Origin of the sequence: Trinickia sp. (genome assembly GCF_051953955.1) — a bacterium.
In the GTDB taxonomy this organism is placed as follows: Bacteria; Pseudomonadota; Gammaproteobacteria; order Burkholderiales; family Burkholderiaceae; genus Trinickia.
The window spans coordinates 1-19269 of sequence record NZ_JBQCIF010000012.1 but is presented as its reverse complement, the minus strand read 5'-3'; the positions used below and the strand labels follow the sequence as shown (position 1 = coordinate 19269).

Genomic DNA, 19269 nt, shown 5'->3' with positions numbered 1-19269 from the left:
GATGCGAGCGACGACCATGGCAACCCATTTAGAGCATCGCTACACCGACTTCGCGCCCGGCGACGAATTGCGCCTTGCCGACTATCTGCAGGCGATGGCGGCGAATTGGCGGCTCATCGCCACGATTGCGCTGATCGTGACGGCGCTCGGCTCGGCCTACGCGTTCCTTGCGCGGCCCGTCTACAAGGCCGATGCGATCATTCAGGTAGAGGAGATGCCGAACGCCGGCAACGGCGGCGCCGATGATCTGCGCCAGAGGATCGAACCGCTCTCGCGCATGTTCGAGACCAAGGCGACGACCGCCGCCCAGATCGAACTGCTCAAGTCCCGGCTCGTGACCGAGGCCACCGTCCGCGATCTGCATCTCGACATCGACGCACAGCCGCACACGCTGCCGGTCGCGGGCTACTTCCTGACCGCGCTGACGACGGGCAAGTTCGGCTTCACCATGCCCGCGTTCACGGATCTCGGCGGGTTCGCCTGGGGCAACGAGCAGATCGAGGTCTCGCGCATGGAGACGCCGAGTGCGCTGTTCGGCAAGGCGTTCACGCTGAGGAAGGACGCCGACGGTACTTTCACGTTGAGCGACCCCGACGGCATCGCGATTGCGAGCGGCCGTGTCGGCGAGGACGTCGCGGGTTCGACCGCGGCCGGCCCCGTGCGCGTGCGCGTCGATCGGCTGACGGGCCGCCCCGGCACGCGGTTCGATTTGACGCGCACCTCGACGCTCGATACGGTGGAGCGGTTGCAAAAAGAGCTGAGCGTCAAAGAGACGGCGCTGCAATCGGGCGTCATCGCGCTGACCTTGCAAGGGGCGAATCCGTCGCTGACGGCCGACGTCGTCAACGGCATCGCACGGTACTTCATCAAGCAGGACGTGGACCGCCGCTCGGCCGAAGCCGAGCATACGCTCGCGTTCCTCGACGAACAACTGCCGCAGTTGCGCCGGGAGCTCGATGCCGCCGAGCAGCGCTACAACGCGTTCCGCAATGCGCACGGCACCGTCGATCTGAGCGAGGAGAGCCGGCTGCTGTTGCAGCAAGTCGTCGACAACAAAACGAAGCTCGCCGATCTCGAACGGCAGCGCGCCGATCTTTCGCAGCGCTTCACCTCGAGCCATCCCGCCGTTGCGGCACTCGACGCGCAAATCGCGCAGCTCAGGGGCGCGCAGTCGGAAATGGCCAAGAGCGTGGCCGAGCTGCCCGACACCGAGCAGACGGCGCTGCGCTTGCTGCGCGACGTGCGCGTCGATACCGAGCTTTACACGAACCTGCTCAACAGCGCGCAGCAGTTGCGCGTGGCGAAGGCGGGGCAGGTCGGCAACGTGCGCGTGGTCGATTTCGCCGAGACGCCCGACACGCCGATCTGGCCCAAGCGCTTCCTGATCATCCTGATCGCGTTCGGGGGCGGTCTATTCATCGGCATCGTCGCGGCATTCGTGCGCAAATCGCTTTACGGCGGCGTCGAACGGGCCGAAGAAATCGAAAGCGCGCTCGGCGTGCCCGTGTTCGCCGTGGTGCCGCGCAGCGGCTTGCAGTTGCGGCTGCAGCAGAACGTGATGATGCGCCGACGAGGATTGCACGTGCTGGCCGCGCAATCGCCGCAGGATATCGCCGTGGAAGGCGTGCGCAGCCTGCGCACGACGCTGCAGCTTTCGCTCGATCAAGCGCCGAACAACATCGTCATGCTGACGGGCTCGCGCCCCGATGCGGGCAAGTCGTTCCTATCGGTCAATCTCGCGGCGCTCGTCGCATCGGCCGGCAAGCGCGTGCTCGTCATCGACGGCGACATGCGGCGCGGCGAAGTGCATTCCCACTTCGGCGTGCGCCATCAACCGGGATTGTCCGACGTGCTGCTCGGCGCCGACGTGCAGGCCTCGATTCAGCGCGACGTGCTGCCCGGGCTCGACGTGCTGACCAAGGGCGCGCTGCCGACGCATCCCTCCGAGCTCTTGATGAGCGACCGCTTCGGCGACGTACTGCACGCGCTCGCGCGCGGCTACGACCTCGTCATCATCGACACGCCGCCCGTGCTCGCCGTGACCGATTCGACGCTGATCGGCAAATACGCGGGCACGGCGCTCGTCGTCGTGCGCTACGGCAAGCATCCGATCGGCGAGATCGCGGAGACGGCCAAGCGGCTCGAGACGGGCGGCGTGAATCTGAAGGGCGTGCTGCTGACCGACGTACCGCCCGCGACGCCGATGCTCGGCGGCTCGTACAAAGGCGGGTACTACGGCTACGACAGCATCGCCGAATGACTACGACGACCCACACGAGGATCGGAACATGAAGCGCAAAGTGGCATTGATCACGGGCGTGACGGGGCAGGACGGGGCGTATCTCGCCGAGTTGCTGCTCGACAAGGGCTATGAGGTGCATGGCTTGAAGCGCCGCACGTCGCTCTTCAACACGGATCGCATCGATCATCTCTATCACGACCCGCATGAGGTCGGCGATGCGGACAGGCAGTTGCATCTGCATTACGGCGATCTGACGGATTCGACGAGCCTCGTGCGCGTGATTCAGAACGTCGAGCCCGACGAAATCTACAACTTGGCGGCACAGAGCCATGTCGCCGTTTCGTTCGACGAACCCGAGTACACGGCCAATGCCGACGGCCTCGGCGCGCTGCGCATCCTCGAAGCGATCCGCATGCTGGGCCGCCACGAGCAGACGCGGTTCTATCAGGCGTCGACCTCCGAGCTCTACGGTTTGGTGCGGGAATCGCCGCAGCGCGAGAGCACGCCGTTCTATCCGCGCAGCCCCTACGCGGTGGCGAAGCTATTCGCTTATTGGACCACGGTCAACTACCGCGAGGCGTATGGCTTGTACGCCTGCAACGGCATCCTCTTCAACCATGAATCGCCCGTGCGCGGCGAAACGTTCGTGACGCGCAAGATTACGCGCGCGCTGGCACGTATTGCCGTCGGGTTGCAGCGCGAACTTTATCTCGGCAACTTGTCGGCGCTGCGAGACTGGGGGCATGCGCGCGATTACGTCGAGATGCAATGGCTGATGCTGCAGCAGGCGGCGCCCGACGATTTCGTCATCGCGACGGGCGAGCAATACAGCGTGCGCGAATTCGTTCAGCACGCGGCGCTCGAACTCGGCATGACGATCGGTTTCGAGGGCAGGGGGCTCGATGAAGTCGGTTTCGTCGAACAAGTGAAAAGCCGCGAGACGCGGGTATCGCCCGGTGACGTCATCGTGCGCGTCGATCCGCGCTATTTCCGCCCGACCGAAGTCGAAACGTTGCTCGGCGATTGCTCGAAAGCGCGCGAGAAGCTCGGTTGGGAGCCGCGCACGCCTTTCACGGCACTGGTGCGAGAGATGGCGTTGGCCGATTATCAGATCGCGCGACGCGATGCGCTGGTGACGATGGCCGGCTTCAAGACGCTCGAGCATCACGAGTGACGAATGACCGACCACCGACCACCGACGACGGCCGCCACGCAAAGCGGGGGGACTATGAATCCGCAGTCACGCATCTACATCGCAGGGCATCGCGGCATGGTGGGCTCGGCGCTCGTGCGCGAGTTCGAGGCGCACGGCTATCGCAATCTCGTCACGCGAGCGCACGACTTGCTCGATTTGACCGATCAGCATGCGGTGCGGGCCTTTTTCGCCGAGGAGCGGATCGATGTGGTGCTGCTCGCGGCTGCGCGCGTCGGCGGCATCCTCGCCAATTCGACGAAGCCCGCGACGTTCATCTACGAGAACCTCGCGATCGAGACGAACGTGATCGACGCCGCTTATCGCGCGGGTGTCGAGCGGCTCGTGTTCTACGGCTCGTCGTGCATCTATCCGAAGCTGTGCCCGCAGCCGATCCGCGAATCGTATTTGATGAGCGGCTCGCTCGAGCCGACCAACGAGCTTTATGCGATCGCGAAGATCGCGGGACTCAAGCTGTGCGAGGCGTACAACCGCCAATACGGCACGCGCTACGTCGCGTTGATGCCGACGAATCTCTACGGCCCGAACGACAACTACGACCCCGCCGGCAGTCACGTGCTGCCCGCGCTGATTCGCAAGGCGCACGAAGCGAAGCTCTCGAACGCGCAAGCCCTGACGATTTGGGGGACCGGTGTGCCGCGCCGCGAGTTCATGCACGTCGACGACCTCGCGAGCGCGACGCGCTTCGTGCTCGAACACGATTTGAACGACGGCATCTACAACGTGGGTGTCGGCATCGACCTGACGATATACGAGCTCGCGCAGATGATCGCGGACGTCGTCGGCTTCGACGGCGAATTGATTTTCGATCGACTGAAACCCGACGGCACCCCGCGCAAGCTGCTCGACGTATCGCGGCTCGCGCAGCGGGGCTGGCGCGCCACGGTCGGGCTTGGCGACGGGCTGCGCGCCGTCTACGCGCACTATGCCGCGCAGCATCGCGCGCTCGGTGCGGCTTCGAACGGGTGAGAGAGCATGACAGCCACAGTGACCATCTTTCACAACGTCGTCTGGTCGCGCCACAAGGGTGCCGTTTTTTCCGCGCTCTACACCTTGTCGGCCTCCGGCGCGATTCGTTACTCGATGGTGCAGATTGCCGAGACGGAGACGGATCGCATCGGCTTTTCCGACGTCGACTATTCGTACCATCGCTATCCGATGCACAAGCTGTTCGACGGCTGCTACGAAGACGTGCCGGCCTGGAAGATGATCGCGCGGCTCACGCGGGAGGTGCTGAAGACGAAGGCGGAGCTCGTCGTGCTGCCGGGCTACCATCGCCCCGAATATTGGGCGATGCTCGCCGCGTGCGTCGTCACGCGCAAGCGCCGCGCGGTGTTTTGCGATTCGACGGCGTTCGATCGGCCGCGGCGGCTCCTGACTTCGATCCCGAAGCGGATCTTCTTTTCGCTCTGCGATGGCTACTTCGGCTTCGGCGAACGCAGCCGCGAGTACTTGATGTCGCTGGGGGCCAAGCGCGAGCGAATTTTCGTGCCTTGCCAGGCGGCGGCGCTGCCGCAATCGTTCTCGCCCGAGCGGGCGCTCCACGAGCGTTTGTCGGCACGCAGGCTGGGGCATCCCGTCCTGCTGTATGTCGGCAGGCTATCCGAGGAGAAAGCGATCGATACGCTGCTCGATGCGTTCGCGCGTGCTCGCGAACTCGTGCCCGAGGCGACGCTGCGGATCGTCGGCACGGGCGGGCTGCATGATCGGTTGACGTTGCGGGTGGAGGCGCTGGCGCTGGACGGCGCCGTGCAATTCGTCGGCAGCTTGCAGGACGAGCCGCTCTCGCGCGAGTATTTCGGCGCGACGTGCCTCGTGCTGCCGAGTCATAGCGAGCCGTGGGGGCTGGTCGTCAACGAGGCGTTGAATCACGGATGCCCGGCCGTGGTCAGCGACCGATGCGGCTGCGTGCCCGAATTGGTCGTCGAAGGCGAAACCGGACTGTCGTTCCCTGCTGGCGATGTCGACGCACTCACCCGGACCCTGATTGCCGCGATCGGCTGTTTCGACGATGCCGAGCGCACCGCCCATGCGTGCATGTCGCGCATCGCCCGCTTCGACCCGCGCTCGGCCGCATTGAACATCGAGCGCGGCTGCGTCGCGATGCTGCGCGCGTCGGGGAGTGGGCGCGCGGCGTCACGGGCGAGCGGGGCCGGGCGATGAAGCTGCTCGTCTATGGCCTGAACTACGCGCCTGAGTTGACGGGCGCGGGCAAGTACACGGCGGAAATGGCGGAAGCGCTTGCCTCGCTCGGGCACGAGGTGCGTGTCGTTTGCGCTCCGCCGTATTACCCGGCTTGGCGCGTGGCGCCCGGGTGGTCGGCATGGCGATATGGGTGCGAAATTCGGGCGGGCGTGACGGTGCGGCGTGCGCCGCTTTGGGTGCCGTCTCATCCGCGCGGCGTGACGCGCGTGGTGCACTTGGCGTCGTTCGCGTTATCGTCGGTCGGGCCGATGCTCGCGCAGTGGCATTGGCGGCCCGACGTCGTCATGGCGATTGCGCCGACGCTGCTCTGTGCGCCCGTGGCGCTGGCCCTGGCGCGTGTGGCGGGCGCCACGGCTTGGCTGCACGTTCAAGACTTCGAAGTGGACGCGGCGTTCCGGCTCGGCTTGCTGAAACGCTCGCATGCCGCGCGCGCCGCGCATTCCTTCGAGCGCGCAATGCTGCGGCGGTTCGACGTCGTTTCGTCGATTTCGGGAAGAATGGTGGAACGGTTGGTGGCGCTGGGCGTGCAAGCCGAGCGCACGCTTTGCTTGCCCAATTGGGTCGACGTCGACGTGATTCGTCCGCTCGTGCGGCGCAGCCGGTACCGTGACTGGCTCGGTCTCGAGGAAGGTGAAAAAGTCGTGCTCTATGCGGGCAACATGGGGGCCAAGCAAGGGCTCGATGATCTGGTTGCCGCGGCCGAGCGACTCGTCGAGCGTGCGGATATCCGATTCGTGTTGTGCGGCGATGGGCTCGCGCGCGATGACGTGGCACGGCGGTGTGCGCGGCTTCCCAATTGCGTGGTGATCGGGCTGCAGCGCGCCGACGCGCTCAACGAGCTGCTCAACGTTGCGGATTTGCATGTGTTGCCACAGCGCGCCGATGCGGCCGATCTCGTGATGCCGTCGAAGCTGACGGGCATGATGGCGAGCGGGCGTGCAATCGTGGCGATGGCGCGCGAGGGAACGGAGATTTTTGGCGTGCTGGCGGGGCGTGGAGTCATCGTCGAGCCGGAGGACGCGACGGCATTGGCGCGCGCGATCGAGGCATTGGCGGACGATGCGCCTAGGAGAGCGCAGTTAGGTGCCGCCGCGAGGCAATATGCGGTGGAAATGTTGGCCGAAGAGGTAGTGATGGCGCGGCTCGAGGAGCGGTTGTATGCGTGCGGGGCCGGGCGCGGCGACGTGAAGGACACAGGAGCGATCGAGGCCGATGATTCGGGCGCAGGCTCGGATATCGCCGGGCCGATACTCGGTACGATCGTCACCTCGACTAAGAGTGGCCATCATGCCGCGCGTTGGCCTATTGATAGAACTGCGCTTGCGCCCGGAACATCTGAGCATACTTTCCGCCGGCCGCTATGAGCTCATCGTGCGTGCCGGTTTCGACGATACGGCCGTCCTGTAGAACGACGATGCGATCGACGAAACGCGTGAGCGCGAGGCGATGACTGACGATGACCGTTGTCTTGCCGGCTGTAAAGCGAAGCCCCAGATGTTTCGAACCCGCCGTTACATTCGGCTATTTGGTTTCGGCCGCTACCACGGCATCTTATAAACCTGCCCGACGGCCTTTCCCACATCGCCCGGTCCGTGGTAGATCGAGAGCGCCGATTCCGTCGGCGATTGCGTGCCAGGATCTGCTTTACCGGCTCCAGCCCTGCGCTCCGCTTTATTGGCGAGCATGCCCGGCGCCGGCGCCGGCGGCTGCTCCACCGGCCGAGTCGCGTACCGGCCTTCCGTCAGCGCGCCGCGCGGCACGCGCTCGGTGCCGATCAACGCACGCTCGCTGCGCTCGGTCGCATCGAAAGCCGAGCCGTAAGGATCACCCGGTCGCGCAGGCGCTCCCAACAGTGCCTCCGGCTCACCGCCAAGCGCTTCCAGCCGATCGGCCGCCTCCCGCGCCGCCGCATCCCGGTCTTCTGGCGCGATTCGTTGTGCCTGCGTATCCGCATTCACGCGATCACCCGCATCCTGTCGCACTTGGGCATGGGCCGTCCCCGACGCACCGAGCAACGCGCCCAGCAACGCCCCGACCCACACCGCGCACATCCGTCGACGACCGATACCCACGGCGGCCTCCATGGCTCCGATTGGTTCGACGTTCATACTCACGCGCAAGCGCCGACGCGCCCCGCCAAAACACCATCGGCTAACGCCATAAGAAGCCACGGCGAGACGCAATGCTCCAGCGGCGCACGATAATCGTCGCTGAAGTCGCTCGAACGCTTCGCTCCCCGAACTGAAATGGATCGCCCCATCGAACCCGCCGAGCCCACTGCGCTACACGCGCAGCGGGACGCGTTCGCGGGTGCTTCCGGCTCATCGGATACGGCGAGTGCCCGCGGCGCGTCCGCTCCAGCCCCGGCCGCGATTCTCACCCATCGGGCGTCCGCACGCGGCTGCGACGTCCCCGTCATCGATTTGAGCCGCGCCGGCAAAGGCAACTACGTAGCCAAGCGCAGCCTCTTGGTGCAGGCCCTCTGGTTCGTCATCGAGGCGAGCCTCATCAACAACAAACTCAATCCGAGCTCCGCATTGCGCGTCACGCTGCTGCGCCTCTTCGGCGCAAAAATCGGCACGGGCTGCCGGCTCGTCCATCCGCTGCGCGTCAAGGCCCCGTGGAATCTCGAAGTCGGCGATCACTGCTGGTTCGGCATCGACGTTTGGCTCTACAACCAGGCGCAGATCCGTATCGGCTCGCACGTCTGCTTGTCTCAAGGCACGTTCTTGACCACGGGATCGCACGACGCGCAAAAGACGATGGAGCTGCGCGTCGCACCCATCGTCATCGAAGACGGCGTCTGGATCACGTCCAAATGCGTCGTCCAAATGGGTGTGCGGATCGGCCGTTCGGCACTCGTGGCACCGCTGTCCGTCGTGCATCGTTCGCTCTCGCCCGGCGGCGTCTACGGCGGCAATCCGTGCCGCTTCATTCGCCCGCGTTTTCCCTCGGAACGGTGACCGTTGCTTGCGCAACGAGCGCCAGCAGTGCATCACCGAATGGATCACCGCGCCCGCCCGCGAGCTCGGTACGCGCCCGCACGGCCGTGGCGGTAGCCGCCGAAGTCTTGGCGGGAAGACGCCCCTCGCTGACCTGAAGATTAGGGAAAAAGGAGAGGGCCATGTTCATCGATACGCGCGGGGCGGACGAAGGTAAAGAGATCGAAACGACGGTATGCATCGTCGGCGCGGGTGTCGCCGGCATCACGCTCGCGCTCGAGCTTCAGCGCTACGGCATCGACACCTGCCTGCTCGAAAGCGGCGGCTTTCGGCCCGACGACGAGACGCGAGATCTCTATCGCGGAGAGAACGTAGGCTTGCCGTACGCGTTCGCCGACGGCAGCCGCAGCCGCTACCTGGGCGGCAGCAGCAATTGCTGGGGCGGGTGGTGCAGGCCACTCGATCCGTGGGACTTCGAGCAGCGCGACTGGGTGCCCGGCAGCGGCTGGCCGTTCGGCATCGAAGAGCTCGCGCCGTTTTATGCGCGAACCCACACGCTGCTCAAGCTCGGCCCGAACAATTTCGATCCGTCGTTTTGGGAGCACGCCATCGGGCGCACGGACGTCAAGCGCATTCCGCTCGTCACCGGCTACGTGCGCGACACGGTCGCGCAATTCAGCCCGCCCGCGCGTTTCGGCAAACTCTATCGCGGCGACCTCGAACGCTCGCCGCGCATCCGCGTCTTCCTTCACGCCAACGTCGTGCACGTCGATACCGATGCAGATGCCGCACATGTCACGCGCGTCCAAGTCGCCACGCTGACAGGGCGACGACTGAGCGTCACGGCCAAGCGCTTCGTGCTCGCCGCGGGCGGCATCGAAAACGCGCGCCTGCTGCTTGCTTCGAATCGCGTGCAAACGGCCGGTCTCGGCAATGCCTACGACAACGTCGGCCGATACTTCATGGATCATCCGCGGATCATGTCGGGCAGCGTGCGGTTTTCGAAGGCGTGGGCGCGCAACAAGCTCTACGACATCAAGTTCCACTATCAAAACGCGGCCGTTTCGGCGCACGGCACGCCGATCTCGTCGCAGTTCGCGCTGCCCCCCGACGTTCTACGTCGCGAGCGACTGCTCAATTCGCGCGTTTGGTTCTTCTCGACGTTCTACGGAGAAGGAAGCGCAGGCGCCGAGGCATTGATCCGCTGCAAGCAGGCGCTGCTGCGTAAAGATCAACCCGGCTGGCGCCTGAGTGACGACCTCGCGACGATGCTCGAGCATCCATTCGACACGGCAGGCTTCGGATTGACGCGTCTGTTGCAGCCGCGCATGTTGATTAGCGACGTCAAGCTTCAAGCGATCGTCGAGCCGCAGCCGAATCGCGATAGCCGCGTGACGCTCGGCGACGTATGCGATCGTCTCGGCATGCCGCGCGTCAAGGTCGCTTGGCAGTTGACGGAACTGGCGCAGCGCACGTTCGACCGCACGTTCGAATTGCTGGCCGACGAGCTGCGCGCGAGCGGCGTGGCACAGGTGAAGCTCGACACGCCGCTCGAAGGCCGCCCGTGGCCGGCGACGCTCGAAGGCACATGGCATCACATGGGCACGACGCGCATGCACGATCGTCCGCGCGAAGGGGTCGTCGATCGCCAGTGCAAGGTATTCGGGATCGACAACCTCTATATCGCAGGAAGTTCGGTGTTTCCCACCGTCGGCGCGAATTTCCCCACGATCACGATCACGGCACTCGCATTGCGGTTGGGCGGCCATCTCGCGCAATCGTTGAAGGGGGGCGACGCGCTCGTGGTGTCGAAGCCGGCTCGCGACCCCGAAAAAGATGAGGTGCGCTCGGCGGCACCGGTGCCGCTGGCCTCCGTGTTCGGACGATACTTCCGGCATTGAGGCAAAGTGGAAGCGCTGACTAAACGTGGCGGTATACCCCGCTAGCCGATCGGCTCAGCTCGAGACGGTCTTCTTGCAGGACGTGAAGCAGTCTGCGCACGTGCGCCTCGATCGTGAACCGCATGACGAACGCGGCATGCGCTCGCGCGCGCATTTGCGCGCGTGACGCGGCATCGAGCGCCAGCCATTGGCGCAGGTTGGCAACGGTGCCGTCCACCGTATCCGCCGAGACGAAGCCGGCGCCGTCGGCATCGACTTCACGCCAGATGTTGACCTTGTCGGAGATGAGCGCGGGCGTGCCGCTCGCGAGTGCCTCGACGACGGCGACGCCGAAGTTCTCTTGATGCGACGGCAGCACGAACGCATCGCTCGCGCACAGTGCGCCCCATTTGAGTTCGGCTTGCAGCAGCCCCGTCCACGTCATGCGCTCGGCGATCTCCAACTCGAGCGCGAGCGCGCGGAGCCGCGCAACCGCCTCTCCATCACCGGTGCCGGCCATCACGAGATGGAGCTGCGGCTCGGCCTTCGCGATGCGCGCGAAGGCATGAAGCAGCATATCGCAGCCCTTCTTCGGATGGATCCTGCCGAGAAAGAGCAGCAAGCGCCGCGAGGCGAGCGCCGGGTAAGCGGACAGGAAGCCGGCGCATAGCCGCGCCGGATCGCCGGGCGGCTCGACGGCGCCATACGACACCACGCGTTCGCGCGCACGATAGAGCCGAAACGATTGCCGGGCACGCAAGCGCTCTTCCTCGGTCGTGAACAACACGGCACGCGCGTCGCGCAGCACGCGATATTCGCCCCAGGGCCAGTAGAGGCATTTTTTCAAATGCTTGAGAGGAAACGTGTGCTTGAACCAGGGATCGAGCATGCCGTGCGCGAACACGTAATAGGGGATCGGCAGGCCGCGCAAAGCATGTCGCGTCGCCAGGCCATGGTATTGCCAGAGGCCGTCGACGATCACCGCGTCGAATCGCGGCGCATGCTCGCGCAGCCAAACGGCCGCGTGCGGCGCGAACCCGTACTTCGTTCGTCCGGGACCGAGCGCGGCGAGAGGCACGGGCGATGTCGCGAGATACGGTGCGTCGGGCGCATCGAGGGTGGCAAGTTCGACGGCATGCCCGAGCTTGACGAGCGCAACGGCGCTTTGGCGCACGCCTTCCACCGGGCCGCCGGCAGCCGGATCGAAGGTCGGCAGGACGTGCAGGAGCTTCACGAGGCCATCGCATCGAAGCGTTCGCTGCGTGGGCGCTCGGCCTTTGCACGCAGGGCGGCGTGCGCCGCACGCCGATCGAGTTGCGCGTACATGGCCACCATCAATCCTAGGCCGACGCCGAAGACGAGCCCGGAAAACCGCGGCCCGAGCGGATTGCCGCCGATCGATGCGGCGGGCAGGGCCGCCGTGAGCAAGATCGCGCGGCCCAGCACGGGCAGTTGCGGCGCATCGGGGGCATGCGCGCGCCAGTGCCGATAGGTGATCGTGCAGCGGACGAGCGCATAGAGGAGGGCAAGCGGGAAGGCGAGGCCGAACAACAGCCCGCCTGCAAAGAGCTGATAGACCCAGAAGTTGTGTCCGGCGGCCCAATCGTGCTCGGCGTAGAACGCCTTCTTGCTCATCTGCCCCGCCAGATCCGGGAGATAGGCCGGCGAGTAGCGATAGTCGTGGCCGTAGCCCTTGCCGACGAGCAGCGAGACGGGCGACGAGACGACCTGATCGTATTGATCGCGCATTTCGGCGAGGCGCGTGATCGTCGTCGGGTCCATGCCCGTCTCCGTGCCCATCTTTGCGAAGCCGATCCGTTGAACCCAATGTTCGGCTGCGTTCGGAAACCATGCGGCGGCCGCGAGCGCCATGGCGCCGATCATGACGGCGGCGAAGACCGCCCGCAGCACGGCGCGTGCGCGGTTGCGCGTGCCTGCCGCGCTCATCCAGACGGCGAGCACGAAGAGCAATGCGGTGCCGACGAGCAACGAGCGCGTCACGCTCAACAATTCGATGACGACCGTCGCCATGAACAGACAAAGCGTGAGCGCCGTGTACCGCTTGGCGATCACGAACTCGTGCAGCAGGACGCCTTGTAGTGCAAGGAACGTGACGGAGACGATCCGATAGCGGACGTCGGCCAGCGGCCCGGCAACGAGTATTCCGTATAGGCAGGTGAACGCGAGACTAACGACGTTGGCCCAGAATAGCGCTTTTTCGAATTGCTCCAAGCGTGACTCTTGCCAGGGCCGGCAAGCCGCGACGAAGCCCAACTGGAACAAGGCGAACGGCAGCAGCACGCGCAGATATTGGCCGACGTCGTTCTCCTGCAGCCATTGCGTGAAGGCGCTCGCAGGCACAGCGAGCATCAGCGACACGGTCATCAACGTGCGCAGCGCGCAGCGTTCGCGCTGCCTTGGTCCGATCAGCGCGAGCGCGGCGCCGGCGGCGGCAACGGGGATGACGAGCAGAATCTGCGCGAGGTGGCTGTCGCTCGCAGCGGCCGCTTTGTAGTCCATCGCGAGTGGAAACACGAACAGCCAGATCCAAAGATGCGCATAGGGATTCGATGCCGTTTGGCGCACCCCCGCTGCGAACCCGTATCGCGCCTCTCTCATGACGGATCGGCTCCTTTTCGTTGGCGGGACGGCCCGACGACGCGCTCAGGCCGATTCACGAGGCGACTATACTGCGCGCGCCTGCGGCCGAGCATTCGCTTGGCGGCGCCTGCCTATCGTTCGGCGGAGATGGACGGGTGTGCGCCCGAGAGGCCGGCGGCGCTGCCCGCCCGCGGCGTCGCCGCGCTGTGAGGTCCAACTGCGAGGTCCAACTTGTCGGTTGCCGCCGGGATATTGGCGGGTCCGTGCGCATGCCGCGACCGAAGATCGAAGGGCCGAATCGTAGCCGCCAGCACCGAAGAAGGAAGCCGATGATGACGAATCCGTTTGGAGGGGCGAAGTCGATCGTTCGCGACCGGGCGATCGAGCTCGATTTCCTGCGCGGGATCGCAATCATCGCCGTGATGGGGTATCACTTCCGCTCCGTCGATCCCGGCTTGGCGATCGTATCGATCCTGCAGTATCCGTTCACGCACTTCGGCAGGGAGGGCGTGAACCTGTTCTTTACGCTGAGCGGTTTTCTCGTCGGCGGCCTGTTGCTCAGGCAATACGCAGAGCGCGGATCGATCGACGCGCACCGCTTCATCGTGCGGCGCATCTTCAAGATCTGGCCGGCCTACTATGTCCTCATCGCGTTCCATGCGATCGTTCATCGCCATCCGCCGAGCAGCTTTCTCGTGCAGAACCTCACGCACTTGCAGAACTATCTCGGCACGTCGATTTCGCAGACATGGAGCCTTGCCGTCGAAGAGCACTTCTATCTCTTCCTGCCTGCGGTGCTGCTCTTGTTTGCGCGATGGCGCCTCGGCGCGCGAGCGATTCTCGCGGCGCTCGGGCTCGTCTGCCTGCTCGTGCTCGCCGTCAGGTCGATGGCTGTCGCGCAAGGCCATCTCGAGGCTGCGTTCGCTTATACGCAGTATCGCATCGACAGCCTGCTCGCCGGAGTGATGCTGGCCGTCGTCTACTGGATGGCGCCCTGCACCTATCGTCGGCTGGCCCGGCGAACGCCGCTGCTCGCCGCCCTCGTCATCGGTCTCGTGGCGTGGCTCGGCTTCGGCACGCCGCACGACGCGCTCGACGAAAGCATCGGCTACACGATCCAGGCGATCGGCTTCGTCGCGCTGATCGTGCTCATGCTCGAGCATGCGGCAGTCATCCGAAAGACGTGGTGGTTTCGCGCGATCGCGTGGGTGGGCGTTTATTCGTATGGGATCTACTTGTGGCATTCGATCGCGTTGGCACCGGGCGAGGCGTTCATTGCCAAAGCCACGGCGGCCGGCGTGCCGCGCATGCTGATCTGGGCTGGCGCGCTCGTCTTGCAGGCTGCGATAGCGATCGGCGTCGGATACGTCACTACCCGCGCGATCGAGTTTCCGTTTTTGAAACTACGCAACGCGTTGTTTCCGGCCGGGCGCGGCGCGGCGAGCTATGCATCGAGCGGGCTCGCCGAGTCGCATGCTGCTCCGGCCGCCGCCTCGCGCAACGTGCGCTTGAATCCGCTGAGCGTGTTGCGCGCGAGCAATGCACCATGGCTGCCCGCGTTGGTTCGGCCGCCCTCGAACGCCGTTCCGCCCAATGCGCCCGGTGCGCCCATTGCGCCCAATGCCGTCTCGATGCCGCGCGCGATGGCTTCGGGCGAAAGATCATCGAGCACGGGGCCGAGCGCGCCGCCCGCACAGAACCAGCCGATCAATCCCTCGGAGGTCGCGACGACGCGCTTGCCGAACCGGTAGGCCTGCACGAGGACGCCGCTCATCCCGTAGTGGCCTTTGTAGCCGAGCCAGACGACATCGCATGCGGAAAACAGATCGCGCTCGAGCTCGTTCGTAATGAACCGATCGACGATGACGGGCTCGGGCGACACGCGCGACGCGTGCATCTGTAAGAAGGCGCGCGTCGCGGCGTCCTGTTCGCCTGCGACCACGAGCGTCGGTGGCTGCTCCATGCGCTCGAGCGCGGCGACGAGTTCGCGAATGCCCTTTCGATCGGTGATCGATCCATAGACGAGCAGGTGCGGCCCCGCGCCGAAGTGCAGGCGCGAGCGCGCCGCGGCCGGGTCGTCGGGGCATGCATCGGGGAAGGGGTCGGCGAGATAGGCGATCGATGCCCGCGAACATGTTCCGGCCTTTGTACGCGCGAGCGCGCGCGCACTCCACTCGGGCAGCGTGGGATCGATCGAGAGCAACGTGCGCAGCCCGCGGGCGCGCGCGGCATGTCGAAACAGCCGTGCCTTGACTGCATTGACGAGCCGGCGATCGGGCGCCTTCACGCCGACTTGGCGATGATGAAAGGTCGCGCGCATCGTAATGCCGATCCAAGCCGTATCCGCGAACGGCGACCCTAGAAACGGCACGGCATAGAGAAAATAGTCGACGTAAGGCACGACGACGAGCGAGACAGGCGTGCGTGCGGCAACGCGCTCGAACGCGTGAGCGAAGTAGCGGTGGTAGCGCACATAGGGAATGCGCTCGGCATGGACCGCTACAGCGCGTGCGGGCGAAGGCATGTCGACGAATGCAATGTCGAGCCCCGGTTTGCGCGCTTGAACGATGTCGCGAGCCAACGGATGCCCCTCGTTCGCCGGCATCGTTGCGATGATGCATGAGAAGCCTGCCTCTTCGAATGCTTGCGCAGCCCACTGCGCATAGCGCCATCGATGACCGGTGAAGTCCGGTTCGATGATGAGCACGGTGGCCGAGCATGGAGCGGTGGGGCCGGGGATCATAGGGAAGGACGCGCGGCATTCCGGTGCCTGCGCGTACGCGGCATCGTGCAGCGATACGGGCGCAGACGATGTGCAATCCGCTGAGCCTGTGGTCGTGGAGCGGGACACCTGCGGCATCGTCGATGAGTCCATGTGCAGCGTACGGTACGCCTTTCGCGGGAACGTTAGCACCGCGCGTTAGGCGCCGCGCGCCAATCTATCGCCGGCGTGCGCAAACGCGCACGGCGCGGCGGACGCTGGCGGAACGGCACTACTAGATGGCGTTTCCCGCCGCCGTGGGCGCGCTACTTTGCCCTTTGCGCCATGCGTTGCAATCAGGTGCGCGATTCGTTCAACGACCCGGGCGGTCCAACGTGAACACAGTGCGCGGCAACCGAGCCAGCTCGATGCGGTCGGCGGCATCGTCGATGCGGGCGGGGCTCGCGCCGAGCGCCGCCACCTGGGTACTCGCGCAGCAGATCGCCGTGCGCGGCCTCGTTGCGATCAAGTTTCTCGCGATCGGCCGCATCCTCGGACCGGCCGCGATCGGCAGCGTCAGCGTGGCGCTGCTGGCCGTCGCCGTCGCCGAATCGCTTTCGGACACGGGCCTCGCGCAGGCCATCGTGCAAGGCAAGGACACACCTACGCAAGGCGAGCTCGGCGCGGTTTTGACGACGCTCGTTGTGCGCGGGATCGGCGTCGCGCTCGTGCTGCTCGCCTTGGCGCCGTTCATGGCGCATCAATTTCACTTGGGCCAGGCGTTGCTGCCGCAGATGGCCGCGGCGCTGCCGCTCGTGCGCGGCCTGGCGTCGCCGGGCTATTACGTGGCGCAGCGCGAACGCCGGTTTTCCCGTATCGCCGCGATCGAGATCGGCGCCGCGCTGGCCGATTGCAGCGTCGGCCTCGCGTTCGCGCTGTCGGGTGCGGGCGCCTACTCGGTCCTCGTCGGCATGCTGCTCGGCGAAGCGCTCAAGAGCACGCTGACGTGGACGATGGTGAGGCCACGCCCGCCGCTTGCGCCGCGGTGGTCCGGCATCGGCCATTACGTCGGGTTCTCGCGCTGGATCTGGGCGGGCAGCGTCGTCAACCTGATGCTCAATCAGTTCGACAAGATCGTCGTCGGCCGGATGCTCGGGCCTGTGCCACTCGGCGCCTATCAGATGTCGTCGCGCTTGGCGCAACTGCTGCTCGCCGACGCGGCGATCGCGCTATCGCAATACTTGTTTCCCACTTTCGCCGCGCAGTATCGCGCCGATGCGGGGCGCGCGGCGCGGTCGTTCAAGCGCTGGCTGCTGTTCGGTGCATGCGCTTGCGCGCTCGTCGTGCTCGCATTGCGCTCGCTCGCAGGGTGGCTGTTCGCGCTCGTGCTCGGCCCGCAATGGCAGCCGGCCGTGCCGTTGTTTCGCGTCTTCGTCGTCAATATGGCGCTCGGTGCACTGATCGCCGTGCTCGTCGCTTATCTGCGAGCGCGCGGCGATGCGCGCGCGCCGGCGCAAGCCTCGGCGATGCAGGTCGTCGTGCTCGTCGGCATCGTGCCGCTCGCGATGCACGAATGGGGGGTGATGGGCGTCGCGCGCGGCATGACGGCGGGGCTCGCAACGGCTGCCCTGTGGATGCTCTATCGAGCCGTCAAGCCGCGATAGCTCGCTGTTCACAGGTACCGTTCCAGCAACTGTCCGCAACGGGCCTTCAGGCCGGGGTCCCGGCTCACCGCCCCTGAAGGCCGGGGTTTCAACCCGGAGCCAGGTTGACGATGAACGCCTTAGGCCCAAACGAGCCGCACGCCGACGAGCACGAGAACGACGGCGAGCAGGTTGCGCAGCAGCGCTTCGGGCGAGCGCGAGGAAAGGTGGCTGCCGAGCGCGATGCCCGGCACCGAGCCGATCAGTAGAGAGAGCAGCATGGCGACGTCGACGGAGCCGAGCAGCCAATGGCCCATGCCTGCCACGAGCGTGAGCGGCACGGCATGCGCGATGTCGGAGCCGACGATGCGCGAAGTGGACAAAGCCGGGTAGAGCAGCAGCAAGACCGTCACGCCGATTGCGCCGGCGCCGACGGACGTGAGCGAGACGAGCGCACCGAGCACGGCGCCGGTCAAGACCGTCAGCAGCATCGTGCGCGCCGGTCCGGCTTCGCGCGGCTTGCGCGTCGCCAGCGCCACGAGCTTGGGCCTGAACACGAGCGCGACCGACGTGATCAAGAGCGCCGCGCCGAGGACGTGCTGGATCAGCGACATCGTCGCTTTGGACTGCATGCCGTAGCGCTGGAGCAGCCACAACGTGATTGCCGCGGCCGGAACGCTGCCGGCGGCGAGCCGGCCCGTCACGCGCCAATCGATCGAGCCTTTCAGGCCATGCACGAGCGTGCCCGTCGCTTTCGTGACGGCGGCGTAGAGCAAGTCGGTGCCGACGGCCGTGGCCGGATGCACGCCGAAAATCAGGACGAGCAGCGGAGTCATCAACGAGCCGCCCCCTACGCCCGTCAAGCCGACGAGAAGCCCGACGCCTAGGCCGGAAGCGGAGTACAGCAAGTTGATGTGAGGTATGACCATCGGTTACGACTCGGAATCGGCGGCGCGGCCGCGGGGATGAGTGCCAGATTGTACGGGCGGGCCGTCGGCTTCGTTAGAATGATCGGCCATATCGTTAGAACCCACGACGATAAAGACGGGGCATCGTTAGCAGATTCCGAGATAACCACGGCGGCCGAAGACGGCTAGAAGATGGCGCACGCGGGCCACCGCCGGCGCGCTACCGTGTGCCGTGGCGCTCGCGCGTTCGCACGGCCCGGCAACCGGGGGCGCGCGGCGAGCGAGACCCAGCCCCTGCCCTCGTCTGTTTGCGCCCGGAACGTCATGCGGATCCTTCAGTTGGTGCTCGCGCCGCGTCTGTCCGGCGCGGAAATGATCGTCAAAGGCATCGCGATCGCTCATCGGGGCGCAGGTCACGACGTCGGCATGGCATCGCTGCTGCCGGCGGAAGCCGACTTCGCCGATGCGGCGCGGGAACTCGCCGCGCATCGCGTGCCGTGCCTCTTCCCGCGCGTCCGGTACGCCCCTCTCGCTCGGCTCGGCTTCCTCTACGGTGCGATCCGGCGCTTCGCACCGGACATCGTGTTCGCGCACACGACGCTCCCCGCACTTTATGCGCGGGCGCTGCCGATCACGGCGCCGATTATCTTCGTCATGCACTCGGGAACGAACGACTTCGCCGAGGATCGCCGGCTATGGTGCGCGGAGCGTCTGCTCTCGCACCGAGCGCGTGCGGTCATCGGCGTCGCACAGCGCAACGTCGAGCAGTACGCGGGGACGATCGGGCCGCCCCGCTAAGCGTGGGTGGGGCCCACCGGCGGCGCCGTGACGCGGTGCGGGGGGGGTCCGGTAGGGCGCGAGCCCGGGGGGGGGGGCGGGGGGGGGTAGGCGGGGGGGGAGGAGGACGCTAAGCGGCGACGCCCCAACCGAATCG

The 19269-nt window shown here is 66.0% G+C and carries 14 protein-coding genes and 1 pseudogene; 10 read left to right on the top strand and 5 right to left on the bottom strand.

Annotation, left to right across the window (positions count from 1 at the left end; translation table 11 throughout):
* Nucleotides 1–16 precede the first annotated feature (16 nt).
* The 5 genes from ACTHNZ_RS02060 to ACTHNZ_RS02040 are packed head-to-tail and all read left to right on the top strand — an operon-like array spanning nt 17 to nt 7024.
* On the top strand, nt 17–2260 hold the full coding sequence (locus ACTHNZ_RS02060) for a polysaccharide biosynthesis tyrosine autokinase (protein WP_440540824.1): 2244 nt from the start codon (nt 17–19) through the stop codon (nt 2258–2260).
* Between the two features lie 28 nt (nt 2261–2288).
* A complete protein-coding gene (gmd, locus tag ACTHNZ_RS02055; RefSeq protein WP_440540823.1) occupies nt 2289–3416 on the top strand; it encodes a GDP-mannose 4,6-dehydratase in 1128 nt (375 codons plus the stop codon).
* A gap of 54 nt (nt 3417–3470) precedes the next feature.
* On the top strand, nt 3471–4424 hold the full coding sequence (locus ACTHNZ_RS02050; protein WP_440540830.1) for a GDP-L-fucose synthase family protein: 954 nt from the start codon (nt 3471–3473) through the stop codon (nt 4422–4424).
* Between the two features lie 6 nt (nt 4425–4430).
* Nucleotides 4431–5618 carry a glycosyltransferase family 4 protein gene (locus ACTHNZ_RS02045; RefSeq protein ID WP_440540822.1) on the top strand — a complete coding sequence of 396 codons (1188 nt, stop codon included), beginning with the start codon at nt 4431–4433 and terminating at the stop codon, nt 5616–5618.
* Nucleotides 5615–7024, top strand: coding sequence for a glycosyltransferase WbuB (locus ACTHNZ_RS02040; protein WP_440540821.1), 1410 nt, complete (start codon nt 5615–5617; stop codon nt 7022–7024). The genes ACTHNZ_RS02045 and ACTHNZ_RS02040 overlap by 4 nt, the downstream gene beginning before the upstream one ends.
* A 174-nt stretch (nt 7025–7198) precedes the next feature.
* Here the strand turns inward: ACTHNZ_RS02040 and ACTHNZ_RS02035 are convergent, their stop codons facing one another.
* Nucleotides 7199–7732 carry a hypothetical protein gene (locus ACTHNZ_RS02035; RefSeq protein WP_440540820.1) on the bottom strand — a complete coding sequence of 178 codons (534 nt, stop codon included), beginning with the start codon at nt 7730–7732 and terminating at the stop codon, nt 7199–7201.
* 174 nt (nt 7733–7906) lie between these two features.
* Here ACTHNZ_RS02035 and ACTHNZ_RS02030 point away from each other — a divergent pair, with 174 nt between their 5' ends.
* Both ACTHNZ_RS02030 and ACTHNZ_RS02025 read left to right on the top strand, forming a co-directional pair.
* Nucleotides 7907–8623: a putative colanic acid biosynthesis acetyltransferase gene (locus tag ACTHNZ_RS02030; RefSeq protein ID WP_440540819.1), complete on the top strand. Its 717-nt coding sequence runs from the start codon at nt 7907–7909 to the stop codon at nt 8621–8623.
* A 161-nt stretch (nt 8624–8784) separates the two neighbouring features.
* Nucleotides 8785–10503 (top strand): FAD-dependent oxidoreductase, encoded by a 1719-nt coding sequence (locus tag ACTHNZ_RS02025; protein WP_440540818.1) that lies wholly within the window; start codon nt 8785–8787, stop codon nt 10501–10503.
* A 19-nt stretch (nt 10504–10522) separates the two neighbouring features.
* On the opposite strand, the gene ACTHNZ_RS02020 is transcribed toward ACTHNZ_RS02025, so the two are convergent.
* Both ACTHNZ_RS02020 and ACTHNZ_RS02015 read right to left on the bottom strand, forming a co-directional pair.
* Complete coding sequence (locus ACTHNZ_RS02020; protein ID WP_440540817.1) at nt 10523–11716, bottom strand: glycosyltransferase; 1194 nt, start codon at nt 11714–11716, stop codon at nt 10523–10525.
* Nucleotides 11713–13101: a hypothetical protein gene (locus ACTHNZ_RS02015; protein WP_440540816.1), complete on the bottom strand. Its 1389-nt coding sequence runs from the start codon at nt 13099–13101 to the stop codon at nt 11713–11715. The genes ACTHNZ_RS02020 and ACTHNZ_RS02015 overlap by 4 nt, the downstream gene beginning before the upstream one ends.
* 314 nt (nt 13102–13415) lie before the next feature.
* Here ACTHNZ_RS02015 and ACTHNZ_RS02010 point away from each other — a divergent pair.
* A pseudogene (locus ACTHNZ_RS02010) lies at nt 13416–14525 on the top strand (acyltransferase family protein); the annotation flags it as partial.
* 2 nt (nt 14526–14527) lie between these two features.
* Here ACTHNZ_RS02010 and ACTHNZ_RS02005 read toward each other — a convergent pair.
* On the bottom strand, nt 14528–15826 hold the full coding sequence (locus ACTHNZ_RS02005) for a glycosyltransferase (RefSeq protein ID WP_440540815.1): 1299 nt from the start codon (nt 15824–15826) through the stop codon (nt 14528–14530).
* A gap of 386 nt (nt 15827–16212) precedes the next feature.
* Here ACTHNZ_RS02005 and ACTHNZ_RS02000 point away from each other — a divergent pair, with 386 nt between their 5' ends.
* Nucleotides 16213–17448: an oligosaccharide flippase family protein gene (locus tag ACTHNZ_RS02000; protein WP_440540814.1), complete on the top strand. Its 1236-nt coding sequence runs from the start codon at nt 16213–16215 to the stop codon at nt 17446–17448.
* 119 nt (nt 17449–17567) lie between these two features.
* Here ACTHNZ_RS02000 and ACTHNZ_RS01995 read toward each other — a convergent pair whose 3' ends face one another.
* Nucleotides 17568–18356, bottom strand: coding sequence for a sulfite exporter TauE/SafE family protein (locus ACTHNZ_RS01995; protein WP_440540813.1), 789 nt, complete (start codon nt 18354–18356; stop codon nt 17568–17570).
* 303 nt (nt 18357–18659) lie between these two features.
* Between ACTHNZ_RS01995 and ACTHNZ_RS01990 the strand changes: the two genes are divergently transcribed.
* Nucleotides 18660–19133, top strand: a complete 474-nt coding sequence (locus ACTHNZ_RS01990) for a glycosyltransferase family 4 protein (protein WP_440540812.1) — start codon at nt 18660–18662, stop codon at nt 19131–19133.
* Nucleotides 19134–19269: the final 136 nt, after the last annotated feature.

What these genes read in the sequence shown, in the direction of transcription:
- ACTHNZ_RS01990 (WP_440540812.1), top strand. Translation starts at nt 18,660, where the DNA reads ATGCGGATCCTTCAGTTGGTGCTCGCGCCGCGTCTGTCCGGCGCGGAA.
- ACTHNZ_RS02000 (WP_440540814.1), top strand. Translation starts at nt 16,213, where the DNA reads ATGCGGTCGGCGGCATCGTCGATGCGGGCGGGGCTCGCGCCGAGCGCC.
- ACTHNZ_RS02050 (WP_440540830.1), top strand. Translation starts at nt 3,471, where the DNA reads ATGAATCCGCAGTCACGCATCTACATCGCAGGGCATCGCGGCATGGTG.
- ACTHNZ_RS02040 (WP_440540821.1), top strand. Translation starts at nt 5,615, where the DNA reads ATGAAGCTGCTCGTCTATGGCCTGAACTACGCGCCTGAGTTGACGGGC.
- ACTHNZ_RS02060 (WP_440540824.1), top strand. Translation starts at nt 17, where the DNA reads ATGGCAACCCATTTAGAGCATCGCTACACCGACTTCGCGCCCGGCGAC.
- ACTHNZ_RS02030 (WP_440540819.1), top strand. Translation starts at nt 7,907, where the DNA reads ATGGATCGCCCCATCGAACCCGCCGAGCCCACTGCGCTACACGCGCAG.
- ACTHNZ_RS02005 (WP_440540815.1), bottom strand. Translation starts at nt 15,826, where the DNA reads ATGATCCCCGGCCCCACCGCTCCATGCTCGGCCACCGTGCTCATCATC.
- ACTHNZ_RS02025 (WP_440540818.1), top strand. Translation starts at nt 8,785, where the DNA reads ATGTTCATCGATACGCGCGGGGCGGACGAAGGTAAAGAGATCGAAACG.
- ACTHNZ_RS02045 (WP_440540822.1), top strand. Translation starts at nt 4,431, where the DNA reads ATGACAGCCACAGTGACCATCTTTCACAACGTCGTCTGGTCGCGCCAC.
- ACTHNZ_RS01995 (WP_440540813.1), bottom strand. Translation starts at nt 18,356, where the DNA reads ATGGTCATACCTCACATCAACTTGCTGTACTCCGCTTCCGGCCTAGGC.
- ACTHNZ_RS02015 (WP_440540816.1), bottom strand. Translation starts at nt 13,101, where the DNA reads ATGAGAGAGGCGCGATACGGGTTCGCAGCGGGGGTGCGCCAAACGGCA.
- gmd (WP_440540823.1), top strand. Translation starts at nt 2,289, where the DNA reads ATGAAGCGCAAAGTGGCATTGATCACGGGCGTGACGGGGCAGGACGGG.